17 protein-coding genes are annotated in these 19,462 nt (G+C 63.5%); 9 read left to right on the top strand and 8 right to left on the bottom strand.

The window, feature by feature from the left end; all coding sequences use genetic code 11:
* Both IRL76_RS00730 and IRL76_RS00725 read left to right on the top strand, forming a co-directional pair.
* Window positions 1-1,485 carry a lipopolysaccharide biosynthesis protein gene (locus tag IRL76_RS00730; protein ID WP_200982240.1) on the top strand — a complete coding sequence of 495 codons (1,485 nt, stop codon included), beginning with the start codon at window positions 1-3 and terminating at the stop codon, window positions 1,483-1,485.
* Window positions 1,482-2,342, top strand: coding sequence for a glycoside hydrolase family 16 protein (locus IRL76_RS00725; RefSeq protein WP_200982238.1), 861 nt, complete (start codon window positions 1,482-1,484; stop codon window positions 2,340-2,342). The genes IRL76_RS00730 and IRL76_RS00725 overlap by 4 nt, the downstream gene beginning before the upstream one ends.
* Here IRL76_RS00725 and IRL76_RS00720 read toward each other — a convergent pair.
* The 5 genes from IRL76_RS00720 to IRL76_RS00700 all read right to left on the bottom strand — a co-directional run bounded on the left by IRL76_RS00720 (window position 2,325) and on the right by IRL76_RS00700 (window position 9,699).
* Window positions 2,325-3,473, bottom strand: coding sequence for a GNAT family N-acetyltransferase (locus IRL76_RS00720; RefSeq protein ID WP_200982236.1), 1,149 nt, complete (start codon window positions 3,471-3,473; stop codon window positions 2,325-2,327). The two genes, IRL76_RS00725 and IRL76_RS00720, sit on opposite strands and share 18 nt — an antisense overlap.
* Complete coding sequence (locus tag IRL76_RS00715; RefSeq protein ID WP_200982234.1) at window positions 3,470-4,939, bottom strand: glycoside hydrolase; 1,470 nt, start codon at window positions 4,937-4,939, stop codon at window positions 3,470-3,472. The genes IRL76_RS00720 and IRL76_RS00715 overlap by 4 nt, the downstream gene beginning before the upstream one ends.
* A complete protein-coding gene (locus tag IRL76_RS00710; RefSeq protein WP_200982232.1) occupies window positions 4,930-6,096 on the bottom strand; it encodes a glycosyltransferase in 1,167 nt (388 codons plus the stop codon). The genes IRL76_RS00715 and IRL76_RS00710 overlap by 10 nt, the downstream gene beginning before the upstream one ends.
* A complete protein-coding gene (locus IRL76_RS00705; protein WP_246449883.1) occupies window positions 6,093-8,177 on the bottom strand; it encodes a GumC family protein in 2,085 nt (694 codons plus the stop codon). Before IRL76_RS00705 ends, IRL76_RS00710 begins: the two co-directional genes overlap by 4 nt.
* A 103-nt stretch (window positions 8,178-8,280) precedes the next feature.
* The gene (locus IRL76_RS00700) at window positions 8,281-9,699 is read right to left on the bottom strand and encodes an outer membrane beta-barrel protein (RefSeq protein WP_200982228.1); all 1,419 of its coding nucleotides are present in this window, start codon (window positions 9,697-9,699) and stop codon (window positions 8,281-8,283) included.
* Between the two features lie 13 nt (window positions 9,700-9,712).
* On the opposite strand from IRL76_RS00700, the gene IRL76_RS00695 reads away from it, so the two are divergent.
* Entirely contained in the window at window positions 9,713-9,904 is a 192-nt protein-coding gene (locus IRL76_RS00695; RefSeq protein ID WP_200982226.1) for a hypothetical protein, read from the top strand.
* Between the two features lie 25 nt (window positions 9,905-9,929).
* Here IRL76_RS00695 and IRL76_RS00690 read toward each other — a convergent pair whose 3' ends face one another.
* Window positions 9,930-10,808: a sugar transferase gene (locus tag IRL76_RS00690; protein WP_343072306.1), complete on the bottom strand. Its 879-nt coding sequence runs from the start codon at window positions 10,806-10,808 to the stop codon at window positions 9,930-9,932.
* A gap of 214 nt (window positions 10,809-11,022) precedes the next feature.
* Between IRL76_RS00690 and IRL76_RS00685 the strand changes: the two genes are divergently transcribed.
* Together IRL76_RS00685 and IRL76_RS00680 are read left to right on the top strand one after the other, a co-directional pair.
* Entirely contained in the window at window positions 11,023-11,649 is a 627-nt protein-coding gene (locus IRL76_RS00685; RefSeq protein WP_246449882.1) for a polysaccharide biosynthesis/export family protein, read from the top strand.
* 220 nt (window positions 11,650-11,869) lie between these two features.
* Window positions 11,870-12,529 (top strand): response regulator transcription factor, encoded by a 660-nt coding sequence (locus tag IRL76_RS00680; protein WP_200982224.1) that lies wholly within the window; start codon window positions 11,870-11,872, stop codon window positions 12,527-12,529.
* A 48-nt stretch (window positions 12,530-12,577) separates the two neighbouring features.
* On the opposite strand, the gene IRL76_RS00675 is transcribed toward IRL76_RS00680, so the two are convergent.
* Together IRL76_RS00675 and IRL76_RS00670 are read right to left on the bottom strand one after the other, a co-directional pair.
* Entirely contained in the window at window positions 12,578-13,804 is a 1,227-nt protein-coding gene (locus IRL76_RS00675; protein ID WP_246449878.1) for a cell wall hydrolase, read from the bottom strand.
* A 122-nt stretch (window positions 13,805-13,926) separates the two neighbouring features.
* A complete protein-coding gene (locus tag IRL76_RS00670) occupies window positions 13,927-15,051 on the bottom strand; it encodes a GNAT family N-acetyltransferase (RefSeq protein ID WP_200982222.1) in 1,125 nt (374 codons plus the stop codon).
* A 241-nt stretch (window positions 15,052-15,292) separates the two neighbouring features.
* On the opposite strand from IRL76_RS00670, the gene IRL76_RS00665 reads away from it, so the two are divergent.
* The 4 genes from IRL76_RS00665 to IRL76_RS00650 are packed head-to-tail and all read left to right on the top strand — an operon-like array spanning window position 15,293 to window position 19,431.
* Entirely contained in the window at window positions 15,293-16,075 is a 783-nt protein-coding gene (locus IRL76_RS00665) for an RraA family protein (RefSeq protein ID WP_200982220.1), read from the top strand.
* The gene (locus tag IRL76_RS00660; RefSeq protein WP_200982218.1) at window positions 16,057-17,187 is read left to right on the top strand and encodes a hypothetical protein; all 1,131 of its coding nucleotides are present in this window, start codon (window positions 16,057-16,059) and stop codon (window positions 17,185-17,187) included. Before IRL76_RS00665 ends, IRL76_RS00660 begins: the two co-directional genes overlap by 19 nt.
* Window positions 17,184-18,404, top strand: a complete 1,221-nt coding sequence (locus IRL76_RS00655; RefSeq protein WP_200982216.1) for a carboxylate--amine ligase — start codon at window positions 17,184-17,186, stop codon at window positions 18,402-18,404. Before IRL76_RS00660 ends, IRL76_RS00655 begins: the two co-directional genes overlap by 4 nt.
* A complete protein-coding gene (locus IRL76_RS00650) occupies window positions 18,394-19,431 on the top strand; it encodes an Ldh family oxidoreductase (protein WP_200982214.1) in 1,038 nt (345 codons plus the stop codon). The genes IRL76_RS00655 and IRL76_RS00650 overlap by 11 nt, the downstream gene beginning before the upstream one ends.
* Window positions 19,432-19,462: the final 31 nt, after the last annotated feature.

Here is a 19,462-nt window from a genome sequence, read left to right as displayed (position 1 = left end):
ATGAGCCTGCGCCTTGGAGTAATCCGCGGGGCGCTCTCGCTCGGTTCGGCAAGGATCGTGGCGAGCGTGCTGAACGCGCTCGGCATCCTCGTCCTCGCGCGATTGCTGACACCCGAGGATTTCGGCATCGTGGCTATCGCGACGGCGGTTGTGACCGTCGCCGCTTCGCTGACCGAAGCGTCGTTGCAACCGGCGCTCGTCCAGAATCGCAATCCCGACCGGGTCCTCGTCGACACGGTATGGACCATGTCCGCCATTCGCGCGGTGCTGGTCTATGGCGGCGTCGCCCTTGCCGCCTGGCCGCTGGCGCTGGCCTATGGCGACGAGCGATTTTTCGCCGTGCTGCTGGTGGCCGGTCTTTCGGGCGCCTTCACCGACTTCTTCAACCCCATGCTGACGCTCGCCACGCGCGATATGCGGTTCGGCCCGCTGGTCATCTTCCAGGTCGCGCAAAAGGCCTGCGGCCTGCTGCTCGCCATCGTTCTGGCCTTCGTCTGGGGCAATTTCTGGGCCATCGTCGTCGGCAATGCGGTCGGCATCATTCTCGCCGCTCTCGCGAGCTATTTTCTCATCCCCTATTTCCCTGCTCTCACGCTCAGGCGCGCGCGCGAGGTATGGGATTTCTCAGGCTGGATGTTCCTCAACCAGCTCTGCGAGACGGTGAACTGGCGCTTCGACCAGCTCGCCATCGGGCTTTATGCAACCAAGGCACAACTCGGTTTCTACGCGATGGCGGACAACCTCGCGGTTATCCCTTCGCGCGAATTGTCGCTGCCGCTGCGCAATGCGCTGTTCCCCGGCTTCTCCTCGCTGGGTGAGGACAGGGAGCGCCTGCGAAAGGCTTACATGGAGGCGCAGACCGGGGTCGCCATGCTGACTTCACCCGCCGCGATCGGCCTGTCGCTGCTCGCAGTCCCGGCCGTCGCGGTCCTGCTCGGCGAAAAGTGGCTGGTGACCGCGCCGATCGTTCAGCTGCTGTGCCTTACCTATGCCTTCGACACCTTCATCACCGCCGTCCGCCCATTGGGCATGGCGATGGGCGAGACGAAGTACCTCTTCCTGCGCCAGCTCGCGGCACTGTTCGCCCGCATTCCGCTGATCCTCCTCGGCTTCATCGCCGGTGGGCTGGTAGGTGCCGCAGCAGGTCGAGCGACAAGCAGTCTCGTCAACGCGCTCATCAGCATGATGGTCGTGCGCAGGCTCCTGGGGGTGCCGCTGGGTGAACAGCTGCGGGTGCACATGCCGACCATCGCCAGCCTCGGAGTGATGGCTATCGCGGTACTTGGGGCCTGGTCGATAACCGGGCTCGAGGGGAGCCTGGTCCAGTTGCTCGTCCTCGCGCCGCTCGGTGCCCTTGCCTATGCCGTTTCGCATTGGGCGATCTGGCTTCAGTCGGGTCGTGGCGAAGGCGCGTTCCTCGAAATGGTCCGCCTCGCCGCACGCATGCCGGGATGCGGAGGACTCCAGCGACTGGCCGGAGCATGAGGACCCCGGCAAACCATCTCCTGCTGCTGTCGGCTGCGCTTTGCTTCGGTTGTTCCGCCAGTGAGGCCATCCCGCCCGAGCATCTCGATCTCTGCGCCTATACTCTTGCCTTCGGAGACGAGTTCGACACCCTATCAGTCGCACCCAAGTTCATCGAGAACGGCGAACGCTGGACCGCGCACACGCCGTGGAACGGTGATTTCGGCGATGCGATGTTCTCAGATCCACGGCCCTCCTGGCCGTTCCGGGTCAAGGACGGCATCCTGTCGATCACCGCCTTCAAGGACGAAACCGGCAAATGGCGTTCGGGCCTGCTCGCTGCAGCCGACCCCAAGGGCCGCGGCTGGGGCGTGCAGTACGGCTATTTCGAAGCGCGGATGAAGCTCCCGCCGGGCCCCGGCACATGGCCGGCCTTCTGGCTGATGAGCCTCCAGCCAGCCTCCAAACTTCCAAAGGTCGAGATCGACGTGATCGAATACTACGGCCACATGACCGACCGCTATTTCGCCACGACCCATGTCTGGTACGCCGACGATGACGAGCGGGTTTCGACCCACGACGGCAGCACCATCCGTGTGCCCGAGGGTTCGCTGACCAGCGACTTCCACCGCTATGGCGTGCGTGTCGATGCGGGCAACATCACCTACTTTCTCGATGGGGTCGAGGTGTGGAGGCAGGTGACCCCGGAAGAGATCGATACGCCGCTCTATCCGCTGGTGAACCTCGCGCTCGGGTCCGGTTATCCCATCGACGAAACACCCGACCCATCGGTTCTCGAGGTCGACTATGTGAGGGTGTACAAGCCTTCGAACGATCCCGAAGCCTGCCGGAAGAAGGCTTCAGAAGCGCCGCAATAGCGAGCCGACTGCCGTCTTCGCATCGTCGAGCAATGCCCGGCAGCTGGCGAAGGAGACAGGGTAGGCCGCCAGTCGGTAATCGCTTCGGCGTTCGTGCGGCCAGTAGTTTTGCCAATCCTCGCTCACCCCGAGGAAGCGATAGTTGCGGATCCCCCGCTCGTGAGCGTGGCGCAAAGTCTCGTGCATCTGGATAATGCCGGGTGCGAAGCGGGCGAACTGTTCGTCGAACCCGACCTTTATGCCGCACCAGCTCTTTCCGTGCTGGAGGACTACCCGGCCCGCCGCATCCTCTTCGCCTATCTTCAGTATGGTCACGAAGGTATCGCCGGTACGCGCGAAGGTCCGGGCTACCTGCAGCACGAATTTGGCCATCAGCGGATCGCCAAGCAACGAGGTACCCGCCCTGCCCTTCCAGCTTGCGTCCTCGATCCGCGCGAAGCGTTCGAGCAGGGGGGCGACTTCCTCTTCCGCCGGGCAGAAGACCGAAAGTTCGCATCCGCCCGCTTCATCCATCAGCTTTTGCTTGCGACGGATCGTTTTTCGGCGGCTCTTGGACATGCTCGCTTCGAAGGCATCGAAATCATCCGGCATGGCGACGAAGGAGGCGCGGTGGAGCTCGCGGAACATGCCGGGGGCATGACGGCGAAGGCGCTTGGCGAACCCGATCGCATCGGCTTGCGGCGCGGCGAACCGACGGAATAGCAGCGGTTCGCCAAGCTCGGCACAAGCGTCTGCAAGTGCGAGCAGCGCATCCGCGTCGCAGTAAATGATGCGGTCGGGTTCTCCCGTGAACGCATCGATGGGGACGAGACGGCAAGGACCTGCCTCCAGCGAATGCATCAGCGGAGCTGCCGCAACCAGCCGGTTCCCGCGCCAGATCAGCGGAATGCAGAGATCCGGATTGCTATCGCTTTGTGCTTCGAGCGCTGCCTCGTACCAGCCGTGAAGCGCCAGCGGGGTCTCGTGCAGAGAGGCCAACGCATCCCAATCGGGAGCCAATTCGGAGAAGCGTGAGCGCGATCGCACTATCTCTGTCCGGAAGGGCAGGCGCAGCGCACCTTCCACCAGTCGGCGCCTCGTCGCCGCTCCGGCCCCCACAGTCGCCCGGTCCATGGCCGAATGATATGTCATGGCCTTGCCAGCCCTTCCTGGCGCAATTCGTCGAGCATCTCTTCCGCCAGCCTCTCATGCTGGCCGGCTGGGCGACGGTGGGCGCGCCGAAACTCGACCATGCGCGGCCTCACGGCGAGTGACCCGGCAGCGAGGAAGGCAAACATCACGCCGGGGACCGGCGAAGGCGAATTGACCATGGCGGGTACGATGCTGAGCACCGCCGCCACACCAAGCGCGCCGCCTACCGTGTCGAGTTCATCGTCGGTCGCCACCCAGCTCGAGCGGCGTCCGGGCTGGATCAGGCCAGCGAGGTACATCGCGAACGTCACCACGCCGATGACACCCATCGACCCCATTATGGCGTACAGCAGGCTGGACGAGCGGAAGCTGCCGGCACCGATACCGATGCCCCAGGAGAACTTGAAAGCTTCCCAGCCCTGCATCGCCCAGAAGACGCGTTGCAGGCTTGAATCACTGGCAGACTTCTCGACCGTCATGCGCTTGACCACGTCGATCAGCGAGCGGATCAGATCGGGTGAAACGAGCAGCAGGATGGCACCGAAGAACATCGCTGCGAACAGGGCAGCCAAGGCGATGCGGGCTTTGCGGAAGTCCGCCACTTGAGGCAATGCGAGTGTCCTCGCCGCGAAAACGAGGCCATAGAATGCGAGCGCAAGATAGGCGGTCGACGACGTGCTGAAGAACAGCACCAATCCCATGACAAGAGCCGCCGCCCCCGTCCGGCGCGAGCGGACAGAGCGGTACCAGAGCTCGGCATTGGCGACGAAGAGCGCGAATCCGACACTGGCATAGGTGGAAGCTTCGGGCAGGACGCCGCGGATACGCGCGAAGCCGCCCACCGCGTCATCCATCTGGGCGTAGTTTGAATTGCGAAAGAAATCGAAGACCGCATCTCCCGGCGTGTCGCGCAGCACCGTTGCGACTACCCCTGTCACGGCATGAAACCACGCCATGGCGACCAGAATCGCAACCATCGTTCCGGCCATGCCCTGACGGCGCATCATCGACCAGACGGCGATCACGATGAGGAGGGCGCCGATGAAGTAGCTCGCCGCCGTGAGATTCTGCGAAGTCGGTTCGAGCGGAACCGTCGCGAAAAGGTCGCCGGTCATCAGGGCGCGCATCGGAGCTACGTCGATCAGGCCGGCGAACATGCGTGGCAGGATGAAGGCCGAGGCGACGCCATAGAGAGCGAAGGCGGCAAACCAGCGATTGGCGCGCATAGCGCGAGGCAGGTCGGGCAGCGTTCCCCCACCAGGCAGGAGCAGGCGTAGATAGACGAACAGCAGTGCGAACTGCACCGGCGGGATCGACGAACCGCCGAGCGCGGGCAAATCAACGGCCGAAGAGCCGTTGAAGAGCGCGGAAAACATCAAGAAGCCAAGCGCGTGCCGCAGCCCCCCCGCCAGCACGATCCACCCGCCGGCGACAATCATCGCAAAGCCGATGATCGTCAGTTCCATTGGCGAATCCCCTCGCTGCCCTCGTCGATGAAGCGCTTCATCCGCTCGTCGAACACTTCGGGCGCGAAGTGTTCGGCGCGCTCGATCGCATGGTTGGGGTCGAAGTGCGGGAGGAAGGACTCCAGTTGTTCGACTGCGTCGACCAGCGAATGGACTTCCTGTTCTCCGAAGAACACCCCGGTTCTGTCGGCGATGACGGTTTCGAGGGCCCCTCCTCCTGCAAAGGCCACCACGGGGCGGCCCGAGGCCATCGCCTCGACAGGAGCGATTCCGAAATCTTCCTCGGCGGTCATGATAAAGGCCCGCGCCCGGGAGTAGGCGCGGCGCAGCTCGTTGAACCCCAACCGCTCGACGAAGCGGATGTTCGGCCTTGCTCGCGCCTTGAGAGATTTCAGCATGCTGCCCTGGCCGACCATCAGCAGCTTGCGGCCATTCGCATTGAACGCGTCGACTGCGAGGTCGGGGCGCTTGTAAGGCACCATCGCGCCCACCCAGAGGTATTCGTCATCCACCTCGAGCGAGGGGGTGAACAGCGAAGTTTCGACCGGAGGGTGGATGACATCAGCCTCGCGCCGCCAGACCTTGCGGATGCGGTTGCGCACGAAGCCGGAATTGGCCGCGAAACGGTCGACCCGCGCGCTCGAGTTGACATCCCATTGGCGAAGCCAGTTGTACACCAGCGGCATCGCCGCGCGGGCCAGCGGGTTCGCCGCCCTGCGGTACTGGTGGTAGTGGTCCCACAGGTAGCGCATCGGCGAGTGGCAATAACAGACGTGGAGGCTGCCAGGATCGGTGATGACGCCCTTTGCCGGACCGGATTCACTGCTGATGACGAGGTCGTATCCCGAAAGGTCGAGCTGCTCGAGCGCGGTTGGCATGAAGGGCAGGTAGTACTGGTAGAACCGCTTGGAGCCGGGCAGGCGATCAATGTAACTCGTGGCGATTCTGGCCTGCCTGATCGTGTCGGACATGCGCGCCGGATCGTAGACATGGGTGAAGATGTCGGCGCCGGGATAGAGACCCAGCATGCGTTCGACGACGCGCTCGCCCCCACGCATCGAGACGAGCCAGTAGTGCACGATCGCCACCCGCGGCGCCGAGAAGCGGCTCGGCGCGGGGTGGTAGGCTGCGACCCGGGAAGGCGTGCTGCCCGTCATGCGTAGTATTCGCGGTACTGCTTGTAGTAGAACGACGGATCGCTGTGGTCGAAGTACGCGCGACGCCGCATGTCGACCTGGTTCAATGCCATGCCCACGAGGTTCACCTGGTCGGCGGGCAGGCGCTTGAGTGCCGTGCGCAGCGCATGGCGCGAAGTCTTGCGCCAGTGCACCGCCATCACCGTCGCATCGGCGCGACTGGCTATGATCGGTGCCGATGCGATCGGCAGCACCGGCGGCAGGTCGAGGATGATGTGGTCAAACGTCCCGCGCAATTCCGCCAGCAGTCGCTTGAACGGTTCGCCGGTCAGAAGGTGCTCGGGGTGCTCCTCGCTCGGCCGTAACGGCAACACGCAGAAAGACCGGTCACCGACCATTTCTGCCATGTCGATCGTGGCCTTGCCCTCGAGGTATTCGACAAGGCCGTTTTCGTAGCGGCGCATGTCGAGCAGCCTGCTGATGCCTGCCCGCCGCAAGTCGCAATCGATCAGCATCACCCGCTTGCCGCTCTGCGCAAGGACGTACGACAGGCAGCAGGAAATCACCGTCTTGCCTTCGTCCGGCAGGGAGGAGGTGATCGCGATTGCCTGATGACCGTCATGCGTAATCTGGCCGATGGCGGTGTCGAGCGCGCGGAAACTCTCGGCGAAGGCCGAATTGGGCGCATCCTGTACCGCGGTAATCGCATGGCGGATGCGCGGTTCGACCGACTGGAGCAGCGGGATCGATGCGAGGAAATGCTCGCCCGTCGCGTCTTCGACCTCTTCAGGAGTCGAAACACCGTGGAACATCGCTTCCCGCACGAAGGCAGCGATCACGCCAAGGCCGAGTCCGATGACCAGCGCCAGCGCCATGTTGAGGGGAATGTTCGGCTTTTCCGGCAGCATCGGCACTTCGGCCATGGTCAGGATGCGGGCATTGGGCTTCTCGCTTCCCTCCGCAGCCAGCAGTTCCTTGTACCGGTTGAGATAGGTCTCGTAGATGCCCTGCGAAGCTTCTGCCGCACGTTCGAGATCACTCAGCCCCACCATGGCCGCGTTGTTCTGCGACAGCTGCGCACGGGCGCCCGACAGGCTGCCGTTAAGCGAGGCGAGGCGCTGTGCCGACACTTCGCGCTTGGCCCGCAGGTTGGAGATCACGCGACCGATTTCGTTCTGGATCTGGCCCCGCACTTCGGTGAGGCGGCTCTGCGCCTGGATCAGCAGCGGGTGATTGGGGCCGTACTTGGACGAAAGGTTGGCCACCTCGCTCGCCGCCTGCGCTTCTTGGACACGCAGCTGCGAGACGACCGAGGATCCGAGCGCCTCGCCCACGTCATCACCCGAAGAGCCGGAACGCAACTGGGCAAGCGCGGTTGCGAGGCGCGCTTCATCCTCGGCAGCTTCGGCGCGGGCCCGGGCGACTTCCTGGTTGTAGTTGGAAATCTCCTGCTCGGTCAGCGAAGCACCCGACGTGCTGAGGAGATTGTTCGAAATCCGGTATTGCTGGAGCGCCTGCGTGTCGGCCTGCGCCTGCCCGCGCAATTCGCCGAGCCGCTGGCGGACGACGTTACGGGCCTCGACATTGCGGACCTTGTCGCTGTTGAGTTCCCAATTGGCGAACTGCCGCGCAAACTCGTTGGCGATCTGCGCCGCAGCTTCCGGCTCCGAAGCGGAATAGCCGATGGCGAGCGCATAGCTCTTGCCTGTACGCTCCGCCGAAACATCGCTCTGCATCTCGTCAATGACACCGCGCAGTTCGAATTCGTTCAGCCCGCGATCCAGCCCCAGCGAACCCGCGACCTGTTCGGCCATCGAACGCGAAGTGATGATCTCGACCTGGGTGTCCACCAGCTCGCTGCTCAGAACCTTCTGCGTCTCGACCGATCCGCCTGCTCGAAGTGCCTGCTGCTCGTCGTTGGTGAGCATGACCGTCGCCTTGGCGAGGTACTCCTTGGGCGCGAGCACCGAATAAAGTCCTACCGCCACCACGCAAAGGGCGGTCACCGCGGCAATGGTGGTCCGCTGGCGGCGGAAAAAGGTCATCGTCTCGCCGAGGTCGAGCTTGTCGCTGCGCTCAACCAGCGCCGAACCCTGGCGCATGGGCAGCCTGCTGGCTGATTCCGGTACTAGCTGTCGCGATTCATTCATGGCCAAGTCTCGATTGCGCTGACCGGTTCACCCGGCTTGAGGTTTGGATTGACGATTACATTCGGATGCGGACGCCGACGGTCGCCGACACGCCGCTGTAGTCTCGGCCGAAGTCACCGCCGTCCTGCTGGCGCCAGCCGACGCGACCGATCACGCCGACATTGTTGGTCAGGCGATAATGCGCGCTGAGCCCCGCATGGAGCCTGAGGTCGGAGCGGTTGATGCCCTGGTACTCTTCACGCCGTGCACCAACTTCTGCCGTGGCAAGCAGGCGGTCGCCGAAGACCTTGGTCGCTTCCAGCCGGAAATCGGTCGCGACAATGGCGGGAACGTCGGTTCGGGGGCTGGGTTCGACGACCCTTTGCGCAAGAGCGGTGACTTCGACATCCGGCTTCGGTGTCCAGTCGATACGCAGGTGGTAATTGATGTCGCTGACATTCTCGATCGCGGGGTTGTCGAATTCCTGGTGGATGTAGCCGCCACCTGCCTCGAGCTGGATGAGATCGGTGAGCAGCAACCGCATCCCCGCGATAACCGCGAAACCATCGGAATCACGCGAGATCGGATCGTCCCGCTCGTAGCGCACGCGGTTGCCCGACACTTCCAGGAAGATGCGTGTGTGGTCGCTGCTCGGAGCACTACCGCGGATACGCGCCCGCTGTACCGATACGTCGCGACCCGACAGGTCGACAGGCACGCCGCCCTGGGTTGCGTCCTCAAAGTCAATCTCGGCAAGACGGACTTCGCCGAGCATCTCGAGGAAACCGCCTGTGCGACGAAGCTGCGCTCCGAATTCGACCCGATCGTATTCGACCGGGCGATCGGTCAGGAACTGATCCCCAGCCGTACCGCGCTGTTCGATCCCGTGGCGATAGCCGCCGTCTATCGCCAGTTCGGTGCGCGAAGCGAAATCGAGCACGGCCCGCCCGCCGATATCGTACTGGTCGCTGTCTTCGGATGTGACATCGGCGTGGCGCTGGAACTCGGCTCCTCCATAAACCTGCAGGCTGTGACGCCCCAGGTCAGGCTTGAGAAGGAAACGTGGACGAACCGAAAGGACGAAATCGTCGATCTCGTTGTTCTCGGTGTTGTAGATGTTGCTGTCGAAGGTGCCGTCGACCTCCAGGCGGGGGTAGAGATGCAGCTTCTCGCCGAGCTTGACGCCGTCCCCGGACTCCGGGTCGAACAGGTCGAACGGCGTCACGACACCGGGCTGCTGGGCATAGGCCGGACGCGCCAGCGTCAGCGCAGCCAGGGCCACTCCCCAACGCAGGTAGTGCCGCCGACGCTTGCGCAGACGCTGTGCCTGCACGCGCGCAATTCGGAGTGACCGGGCACCCTTCTTCACCCGTTTCGGTTCGCCAAGCACCCAGCGCCCGACCAGGATCAGGTCCTGCACCAGCATACCTGCGCCTCCCAACGCCGCACCGGCGCGCGAATCGGGAACCATACGGGTCGTCGGCCTGTTGACCATTAGGGTTGCGCCCTTGTCTGTCGGACTGTTCGAAAGTAGTAGTGTGCAATCCGGATTGGATGGTCGTTTTGCGATGGAAGAGCCCTTGGGCGCCTTTGAAGTGGAAGTAAGCGAATCAGAACGCGGCGGTTCTTTTGCCCGCGGCGCACTGATCGCCCTGCCGCTTGCCCTGTCGGCATGGGCGCTCCTGTACCTCGTCCTGTAGTCGCCCGCCCCTCTGCGCATCGCCATCATCCGTTCCCACCCAGAACCGCAGGAATCGTCGCCAGAAGAATGCGGCAGTCGAAGCCGATTCCGCGATTCCTGACATAGAAAACATCGGTCGCCACCCGGCGGCGATAGCTCGTCGTCTCGTCCCGGGTGACCTGCCACAAGCCGGTCAGCCCCGGCCTGACGCTGGCATAGTCGAGCGCGTGCCGACCGTAGCGGCGCACCTCGTTGGCCACGATCGGACGCGGGCCCACCAGGCTCATGTCGCCACGCAATACGTTGAAGAGTTGCGGCAGCTCATCGAGCGAGGTGTTGCGAAGGAACCGGCCCAGTCGCGTGACACGAGGATCGCACAGCAGCTTCTGCGTGGCTGTCCACTCGCGCTTGAGCATCTCGTCCGACGATAGCAGCGCCTCGAGCCGCGCGTCGGCATCCACACACATCGTGCGGAACTTGAGACAGGGAAATGGCGCGAGGTCGCGACCGATGCGTTCGTGCGCGAAGATGGCGGGACCCTTCTCGAACAGGCGCAGGGCCACCCAGATGATCGCCATGACCGGCATGAAGAGAACGATCATTGCTGCCGCCGCGACAATGTCGACCGCCCGCATGACAAGATCGCCGAAGTTGCCCGATCGCGATCCCGGCAGCGGTTGAACCGCAGGGCGCGAAGTGACGAGCGTCCGATCCATCGCGCCCATCTGGCCATCGGCAAACATCATCGGTTTCGCCGAGGCGCCGACGATCAGGCGACCGTCGCTATCGACCTCGTCCAGGTCGCTATCGAGCAGGGCAATTTCAAATTCGCGTTCGTTGGAGATACGCATCTGGTTCAGCATCTCGATTGTCCAGTTCCGGTGCCCTGCCTCCGCCCGAACGGCGATGCCGGCATCCCCCATGAAGTGGACGATTGGCCAAATTGTCGTGCCAGACAATCGAGCATCCGAACTAAGTCCCTTCTATCCTGACGGACTATTATCGCGCCCGAGGCCCCCCCGAATTCCCCACGCAGGGGGAAGTGCCAGCACCTTTGCTTTCGCCTATGAATTCAGGCGGAGAGCGGCGCCTCGTGCCGCTCGAGAGGGCACACATTTACAGCGCAGGACGAGACCGATGATGCAGTCACGATCGGACAATGATGCCAACGGCAGCGGGCGGGGATTCAAGAAGGCTATGGCACTGATGGCGGCACCGCTGGCGGTCATGTTGCTGGCAGGTTGCGCAGCTTCCAGCCTGCCCACGATCGCGGTTTCGGACGCCAATGCGGCCATGAACCAGGGCTATCGGGTGTCAGGCGGGGACAAGATCAGGGTCTCGGTATTCGACGAACCCACGCTGACTGGCGAATACGACGTCGGTCTCGACGGCGGGCTCTCGCTGCCGTTGCTCGGAACCATCCCCGCGCAGGGCAAGTCGGCAGAGCAGCTGGCGCAGGCCATCGCCGCGGCACTGAGCGAAGGCGGCTACGTCAACGATCCGCGCGTGTCGGTCGACGTGGCGCTGCACCGGCCCTTCTTCATTCTGGGAGAGGTCCAGGCTCCGGGCGAGTACCCCTATGCAGGCGACCTGACGGTCGAGCAGGCGATTGCGAAGGCGGGGGGCTACACACCGCGCGCGGCACGGTCGGAAGTCGTCCTGAGGCGTGCCAGCTGGCCCGAACCGCGTCGCATAAAGCTTGGAAATTCGCCGCTTCTGATCGGTCCTGGAGATACGATCCGGGTAGAAGAAGCCTTTTTCTGAAAGACTTGCGTCATCGGGCCGGTCGGTTATAGTGTCCCATTCCGGGACAGAACGCAATAACTCGAAATTGCAGACCCCGGTTTGATGAATCGGAATTGCGCAGGGTCGGCGCGTTAAGCATTATTAATCGTAATTTCCTTCGAGTCGCGAACTTGAGGATGACTTCGGCAAAAGACCGTGGGCATTCTGGCAGACGCTTTACATGACTTGGGGGTAACAAATGTCATCGGAACTATGCCTCGTAAGTGGAAGTGACATCTTTCGCGAAGGCTTGACCCACATTCTTGAATCGGAAGGCTTCGTCGTCACGCAGTCGGTTGAGCGCGTGCGCGACCTCATCAACCTCGATCGCGATTCCGACCAGCTGCTGCTGCTCGACTGTCCCTCGCTCGAAAAACAGGCCGAGCGCGTCGAAATGGCGAAACAGCGATACCCCGCCATGAGCGTCGTCGTGCTGTCGGACGAATACGATCCGAAGGTCGTGATCGAGTGCTTCAATGCGGGTGTGCAGGGCTACATCATCAAGTCGAGCAAGTCCGACCGCATCGTCGCCGCGTTCCGCCTGGTGGCACTCGGCGAGAAGGTGATCCCGTCTGATCTCGTCGACCTGATCGGGGGCCGGGGCTTCGACTATCACAACGGTTCCGATGCCGAGCGCGAGGTCGAGATGGCCAATCTCTCGCCGCGCGAGGTCGAAGTGCTGTGCTGCCTAATGGCGGGCTTCCCCAACAAGGTCATCGCCCGTCACCTCGACGTGTGCGAAGCGACCGTGAAGGTCCACGTCAAGGCGATCCTGCGCAAGCTCAATGTACGCAATCGCACGCAGGCAGCCCTCTGGGCCAATTCTCGCGGCATCCGCGAACCGATGATCGCAGCCTGATTTTGCACTTGGAGGTCGTGGCACCCTACTCCCCCGGGGTACCCGCCCTCACCTCTCCCGCATCAACCGGTCCAGTTGCGGTCCGGAAGCCGGCAAGCACTGCGAGGCGTCGGGTCGGCTGACCCGCTGGCAATCCCACAGCGCCACATCCATCCCTGACGACCCATCCCGCAGGAACAGGAAGAGCGGACGCTCACGCTGGCTAGACGGGCGGGAGCGACTGGCCTCAAGCGCACCTGCGTCGCCATATCCCAACACCTGGCAATTCACCTTTCCCTGGCACCGCGCCATGGCCGAGATTGCCCATCGCCCGTTGGCCGAGCCCGGGTCGAGCTGGAGGAATTCCGCATTCGAGACGACACGCGGGGCGGCAGCCGGCGCTGCATCGCCCATCGCGAAGGAAGTGGCATATTCGATCGTCGGACCGGCCGCCTCGCCAACCTCTCCGGGCGTACCCGCCTCGCCAGGCTTGTTCGAGCGGGCGACCAGGTAGACGAAGTCCTGCTCCCCACCCGCGACGCCTTGCCGCGAAGGGAGAACTCCGCCCCGGCCCGGAAGTCTGTAGAAGATGTGTCGCCCGACCTTGGCCAGCTGCAACATCGATCCGGCCCACCACGGGCGGACATAATCGGCATGGTAGTGGGTTGCCTGGGCGACCGGCGCATAAGTCGATCCTTCAAGCGCCGCCAGCGCAGCCTGCCGCGCCCGTGCGAGCGCAGCAGCACTGGGGCGTCGGCGCTGGAGAGAGCCGTCACAAGTGAAGGTGAACTGGCAGCCCGTCGAAAGCTGAGACCCCTGGAATACCACACCGCATACCGAGTTCGGGAATGCCGGATGCGCCACCCGGTTGAGCACAACCTGCATGACCGACCTCTGGTCCTCGCGATTGTCCCCCGCCTCGTACCACGCGGCCATGGCAAGACACTCGGTCGCCCGCCCGAGGTCGGTGGTCGAACCGGCAAAGTAGAACGGGTTCGCAGCTGCCGAAGCAGCCAGGTTGGCTATCGCACCGACCGAGCCGATCCCTAGCGGATCCGAAGCGGCACCCGTGGCAAGCTTGCTTGCACTTTGGCGGAGCAGCTTGGCGACATCGGGCCGCGGCGGCATGCGCGCAGATACGTCTACCTTGTCCGTCTCGCGAACGCCGGAATGCAGCGTTGTCTGGCCGGATAGCGAAAAGGGAACGAAGACCGCCGCCAGCAGGAGCCAGAAGCGACGCCGGGGCGTGGCATCGTCTTGTGGCTGGAACACCTCAATTGCACGAGGGTCATGCATGTCAGACATCCCTTCCGCTGCCGGCGGCGATCGGCGTGGAGTATCCATCCCACCCGAGCAGGGGGCCAATGCTCTTCCGGAGTAGAAGGTGATAATTGGTGCGGTAGTCCATCGATGCCTCGCTACCCGAACCGGGGTATGCCGACGCCCGTCACCAAACGGTCGGCAATGCGACGGGGGTACGAATTCAACGACTTCGGCAGGCGTCGCTCGAGCGGATCGAGCGCGCGCTGCCCGACGGTGCGAACCGCTGAAGCCAGGGTCGCAGGGCGGGTAAAAGACCCGGCCAACAGTTGGACTTCGCGTGTCGCGTAATGTTTCTTGTAGGCTTCATCGCCACGGCCGAAATCGATGGCAAAGACCTCTTCCGCCTGTGCTTGTTCGGCACATGCCTCGAGGAGCGAGAGCCCCGGACTGCATCGGGACGCCCTCGCGTCGTATGCCGGGAACCACCAATGGAGCACGCCCAGCGAGATCATCCCGAAATGGGCTGCGACAGGCTCGCCACCTGCGCATAGGACGCTGAGCGTAGTGCGCAGGGTCTCCGCTTTCGCGCGGCGAAGCTCCGCGAACACCTCCCCCTGCCAGCCTTTTGCGAATTGCGCTTTCATGCCCATGCTGAGGTAGAGCTCGTTGCGCATTCGCGTGTGAGCGGAAAGATGCGCCTGGTCCATGCTGTCGAACACGAAGGTGGTCGTGCCGAATTCGCGTTCGAGTTTCCGCAATTTGCGGCGCTGTGGGGCCTGCCGCTTGTGGAAGTCCTTCCCGCGCGATGCGAGGTAGGCTGCGTATCCTCCGGCAAGGTCCATCACCGGCGATGTCCCGCCGCCCCTGACTGTCGCCGAGCGAGCCGCGAATTCGGCAGGCAAGTGATTGAAATCGTATGCTGCTATTGCGGCAGCCGAGAGCAGTGCCGGGTCAGAATGGTCGATATCGCGCCGCAGGATGGCACCCTGGTAGTCGTTGATGTGACCGCCGATAGGTTTGGCGATCGCCCGCCCCACGCGGTGAAAAGGCAGGAAGCCGACCACTTCGCCACCCGCCGTGAAAATTGCAACGCGGGCGTCCTTGCGCACCGCGCCGACAGCAAGTGTGAAGGCGGGGTCATAAAACGGGCTCGAATAGCAGGACCGCCCTGCCCGCAGTTGCTGCCACGCCGAAAGCAGGGAGGGGTCGAGTTCGGCAGGGCGCACGACATCCGCAGTCACCGTCAAACCATTGCCAAAGCTCGTGCTGTGATAATTCATGGCGTTGCAGGATAGCGTTCGCAGCGAACGGTCCCATTGCGCATCGGGCGAACCATTTGCCCCGATGCGGCGCAAAAGAATGATGCTCCACGCCCGCACTGCGCCGCAAGCTACCCAATAGGGAGGACATACCGATGTTTGCTTCCGTGTGCGCGCCTGCGACCGGATAGTGATGCTTGCCGGTTGCGCATTCCTGTGCCCGGACTTGGCCTCGGGGTGGGGGCCGGAAAGCGAGATCGTGATGACCCTGGACGAACACCTGCACCCGACATTGGGCGAAGCGGCGGACAGTGCCGTGCATGAGCAACCGATTTCGCGTGCCAAGCCCAAATCATCGGAGATGACCCCGGGCCCCGGCTTCATGATCCGCACCGATTTCCCGCGCCTCCCGACCGAACTGGTGGAAGGGTTTCGCGAGTTCGAAACGGCCGACGTGTCCGACGTTCTCAACCGCCTCTACGCCATGAACGGAGCGATCCGGAACCAGGTCAACGACAAGGAGCTTCTCGGTGTCGCCTGCACGGTGAAGCTCTATCCGGGTGACAACCTGATGATCCACAAGACACTCGACATCGCCAAGCCGGGCGACATCGTGGTGGTCGACTGTAGCGGTGCGATGTCGAACGCGGTGCTGGGGGACCTCGTCTCCAACAAGGCAGTGCATCGCGGCATCGCCGGTTTCGTGATCGACGGGCTGATCCGCGACCTCGACGGGATCATCGAATGCGGCATGCCGGTCTACGCGAGAGGCGTAACGCCCTTCGGTCCGCTCCATCGCGGTCCGGGTGAAATCAACACGCCCATCTGCTGTGGCGGCGTGGTGGTAAATCCCGGCGACATCATAAAGGCGGATTCGACCGGCATCGCGGTAATCCCGCGCGATTTCGCGGCGGTGATCCTCGCGCGCCTGCAGGACAACCGCGATCGCATGGCTTCCTATGTCGCAGCCGTGAAGAAGGGTGACTTCTCCAACGACTGGGTGGACGACCAGCTGCGAGAGAACGGGTGCGTGATCTGCAACTGACACTGCCCCGGGTGGATGCGGGAAATGCGCCCCCGCCTGTATCGGCTGCGAAGCGGTTCTGGCTTCGCGGCAAGCGGCGCATTGCCGATTTCGGCGGCATCATGGAGCGCCGCCGGTTCGAGGAAGTCCGCACCTATTTCTATGACGCAATGTGGCGTCAGGCGGCGTCCGATGCGAGCGCACGGATAGAGCGACTGCCCAACGGCATCTTCCGCATCTCGCGCCGCGGCCGTTCTACCTTTGTCGACCGTTCTACGCTGACACTCGACAGCGCGCTCGTCGACCGGATCATGCTCAACAAGTCGATCACATATGGCTGGCTCGCCGCAAAGGGGCTGCGCACTCCTCAGAGCGTTCGCTTCGGCATCGGCAATATTGAGGTCGCGTTGCGCTTCCTTTCCGAATCCAAGGGGCCAGTGGTAGTAAAACCATCCGACGGGACCGGCTGTGGGCACGGTGTTACCACGGGGATCACCGACGAAGCGGGCCTGCGTGCTGCAGCCGGTCATGCTGCCGCCTTCCACTCGCAACTGCTGGTGGAGCGACAGCTCGCAGGTGCGAGTTTCCGCCTGCTGTTCCTCGATGGCCAGTTCATCGATGCGGTCCGCCGCGATCCGCCGCGGCTGGTGGGAGATGGCAGGTCCAGTATCCGCGACCTGGCCCGCCAGGAAAACGAACGTCGCCGCGCTTGCGCCCCGGTCACCGCGCTTAGCCCGCTGGTGATCGACATGGAGAGTCGCAACACGCTCGACCATGCTGGACTGCATCCCGGCTCGATCCCCGCAGCAGGCCAGTCGGTCAAGGTGAAGCTCGCCGTCAACGAGAACGGGGCAGCACAGAACCATGTCGTCCGCGACGAGGTCCATCCCGACATTATCGCAGCCGGCGCCCGCATCGCCCGCGATTTCGGCATCGGGCTTGCCGGTCTCGACGTTACCGCGACCGACATCTCGGCGCCGCCGGCGCACCCGGATACCGTATTCAACGAAGTCAACGTCGGGGCAGGTCTGCACCATCATTATCTCGTCTCCGATCTCGCGCAGGCCGCCGACGTGGCGCCGCGCATTCTCGATCACATTTTCACCACCGGTCATGGAGCCATGGAACTTTGAGCAACCTCGACACATCGCGCCCGGTCCTGCTGCTGGGCGGCGGGGCGAGCACCCTCGCGGCCGTGCGCAGCCTCGGGAGCGCAGGCATCACGGTCTATGTCAGCGGCCACAGCGGTTGCAGGGCCATGCATTCGCGCCACTGTGCGAAGGCGTTTCCCGTGCCTGAACCAAGGCCGGCCGAAGATTTCTGGCGCGACCTCCTGCTGGAGCGGGCCGTCCCTGAACTTCAGGGGGCCATCATCCTCGTCGGCTGCGATGAATCGCTCACCTTTGTCGAAAACTACGAGGACGAATTGCGCCAACGCTATGTCGTGGAAGAATTCGTAACCGACCTGCGCCACGCCATGCTCGACAAGTACGAAACGCTTGTCCGTGCGCGCGAAGCCGGCATTCCCACCCCTGCATTCTGGGAAATCCATTCGGCAGAGGACGTCTACAAGCTGCGTGACGAACTGCGCTTTCCCGTCATGGTGAAGCCATTGTCGTCGGTCGGCTTCATGGAGAAGTTCGGACGCAAGCTTTTCATCATCAACGACAGCATCGACGAAGTCGCGGAAAAGGTCGCCCTGTGCAACGAACACGGACAGGACGTGCTGCTGGTGGAAATGATCCCTGGCCCTGACAGCCTGTTGTCGAGTTATTACACCTACCGCACGCCCTCCGGGCGCTCGCTCTACGATTATACCAAGAGCATTATCCGGCGCTGGCCGGTCAATCGCGGCGGCGCCTGCTTTCACCAGTCCGAATGGCTTCCGGAAACAGCTGCAATGGGCTGGAAGCTGTTCGATTCCATTGGCTGGCAGGGCATCGGCAACGTGGAGTTCAAGCGCGACCTGCGCGACGGGCAGCTCAAGATCATCGAAGTCAATGGCCGCCTTACCGCAGGGCACCCACTGATCATCAAGGGCGGCGCACCGATCGACCTGGCGATCTATTGCCATCTCACCGGACAAGAGGTTCCCCGCATCGAGAACTATTCCCAGGCGCTGCGCCTTTGGGACCCGGCCCGCGATTTCATGGCTTTCCGCCAGCTCCACCAGCGCGGCGAACTGACCTTCGCCGGCTGGGTACGGAGCATTTTCTCGCAATCCGTCGTCCTGCCGTTCTTTTCGTTCGACGATCCCAAGCCTGGTATCAGCGAGGCCCTCGGCGTGTTCGGGCGTGCCCTTGGCAAGATTTTCGATCCGGTACGGAGAGCGCAATTGAATGCGGATTGACCTTGCCACCTATCGCCGTGCCCTCGGCGACCTGATCGCAGGTGCGGGCGTCGATGCGGCGCAGGCGGAAACTCTCGCCGATAATCTCGCCTGGTGCGATATGGCGGGACGTCGCAATCACGGTATCGAGCGCCTGCCGATCATGTTCGCGCGTGTCCGCAGCGGGGCAATCAAGTGCCCATGCGAACCGCGTTTCGAGCAGAAGGCACCGACGATCGCCCTCCTCGATGCCGATGGCGGCTTCGGTCACCATGCCGGCAAGCTCGCAATGGACCGGGCCTGCGAAATCTCACGCGAACAGGGCATCGGCGCGGTCGGCGTGCGCAACAGCAATTTCTACGGAGCCGGTGCCTACTATGCGCAGCTCGCCGCGCAGCGGGGCATGATCGGCATCGCGCTCAGCAATTCCTTTCCCAAGGTTGCGGCGCATGGTGGCAAACGCGCTGCGCTGGGAACCAATCCCCTGTCATTCGCTGCGCCGCGCGATGCCGAGCGCTCGATCATAGTCGATATGTCGACCGCCGCACTGGCAGGTTCGACCGTGCGCGAGGCCATGGCGCGCGGCACGCCGCTGGAGCCGGGGCTGGCGATCGATGCCGAGGGTGCGCCCGTGCTCGACCCCGCATCAGCAGCGGCCGCCACCCTCCTTCCCGCCGCCGGAGCCAAGGGCTTCGGCCTTGCCATCATGGTCGAGATCCTGAGCGGCGTCCTGACCGGCGCCGGGATCGGGGGCGAAGTGCGCTCGATGTATCACGATCTCGACCGCGCCGGGGCGAACGGCCACTTCATGCTGGCCATCGACATCGCCAGGTGGATGCCGATCGAAGAGTTCGGCGCGCGCATGGAAATGCTGTGCCGCTGGCTCCTCCCCGAGGACGCCCCGGAAGGCGCGCGCCTGCCCGGCGATGCGCGATGGAGCGAGATCGCCCGCAGTCATGCCGATGGCGTGCTGGTGGAGGACCGCACGCTGGGCGAGATAGAACGGCTGGCTGACGAACTGGGCCTTCAGCCCGCCTGGACGCACTGAACGATGCCGTCTCGAAAGCGCCTCCGGATTG

Source organism: Qipengyuania soli, assembly GCF_015529805.1.
Lineage (GTDB): Bacteria > Pseudomonadota > Alphaproteobacteria > Sphingomonadales > Sphingomonadaceae > Qipengyuania > Qipengyuania soli.
Note: the sequence above shows the minus strand (reverse complement) of the source record. Positions and strands in the feature narration are given on the sequence as shown.

Excerpts from the sequence above, each read along its gene's own strand:
- IRL76_RS00730 (WP_200982240.1), top strand. The coding sequence starts at position 1 with ATGAGCCTGCGCCTTGGAGTAATCCGCGGGGCGCTCTCGCTCGGTTCG.
- IRL76_RS00725 (WP_200982238.1), top strand. The coding sequence starts at position 1,482 with ATGAGGACCCCGGCAAACCATCTCCTGCTGCTGTCGGCTGCGCTTTGC.
- IRL76_RS00720 (WP_200982236.1), bottom strand. The coding sequence starts at position 3,473 with ATGACATATCATTCGGCCATGGACCGGGCGACTGTGGGGGCCGGAGCG.
- IRL76_RS00715 (WP_200982234.1), bottom strand. The coding sequence starts at position 4,939 with ATGGAACTGACGATCATCGGCTTTGCGATGATTGTCGCCGGCGGGTGG.
- IRL76_RS00710 (WP_200982232.1), bottom strand. The coding sequence starts at position 6,096 with ATGACGGGCAGCACGCCTTCCCGGGTCGCAGCCTACCACCCCGCGCCG.
- IRL76_RS00705 (WP_246449883.1), bottom strand. The coding sequence starts at position 8,177 with ATGCGCCAGGGTTCGGCGCTGGTTGAGCGCAGCGACAAGCTCGACCTC.
- IRL76_RS00700 (WP_200982228.1), bottom strand. The coding sequence starts at position 9,699 with ATGGTCAACAGGCCGACGACCCGTATGGTTCCCGATTCGCGCGCCGGT.
- IRL76_RS00690 (WP_343072306.1), bottom strand. The coding sequence starts at position 10,808 with ATGGGGGATGCCGGCATCGCCGTTCGGGCGGAGGCAGGGCACCGGAAC.
- IRL76_RS00685 (WP_246449882.1), top strand. The coding sequence starts at position 11,023 with ATGATGCAGTCACGATCGGACAATGATGCCAACGGCAGCGGGCGGGGA.
- IRL76_RS00680 (WP_200982224.1), top strand. The coding sequence starts at position 11,870 with ATGTCATCGGAACTATGCCTCGTAAGTGGAAGTGACATCTTTCGCGAA.
- IRL76_RS00675 (WP_246449878.1), bottom strand. The coding sequence starts at position 13,804 with ATGCATGACCCTCGTGCAATTGAGGTGTTCCAGCCACAAGACGATGCC.
- IRL76_RS00670 (WP_200982222.1), bottom strand. The coding sequence starts at position 15,051 with ATGAATTATCACAGCACGAGCTTTGGCAATGGTTTGACGGTGACTGCG.
- IRL76_RS00665 (WP_200982220.1), top strand. The coding sequence starts at position 15,293 with ATGACCCTGGACGAACACCTGCACCCGACATTGGGCGAAGCGGCGGAC.
- IRL76_RS00650 (WP_200982214.1), top strand. The coding sequence starts at position 18,394 with ATGCGGATTGACCTTGCCACCTATCGCCGTGCCCTCGGCGACCTGATC.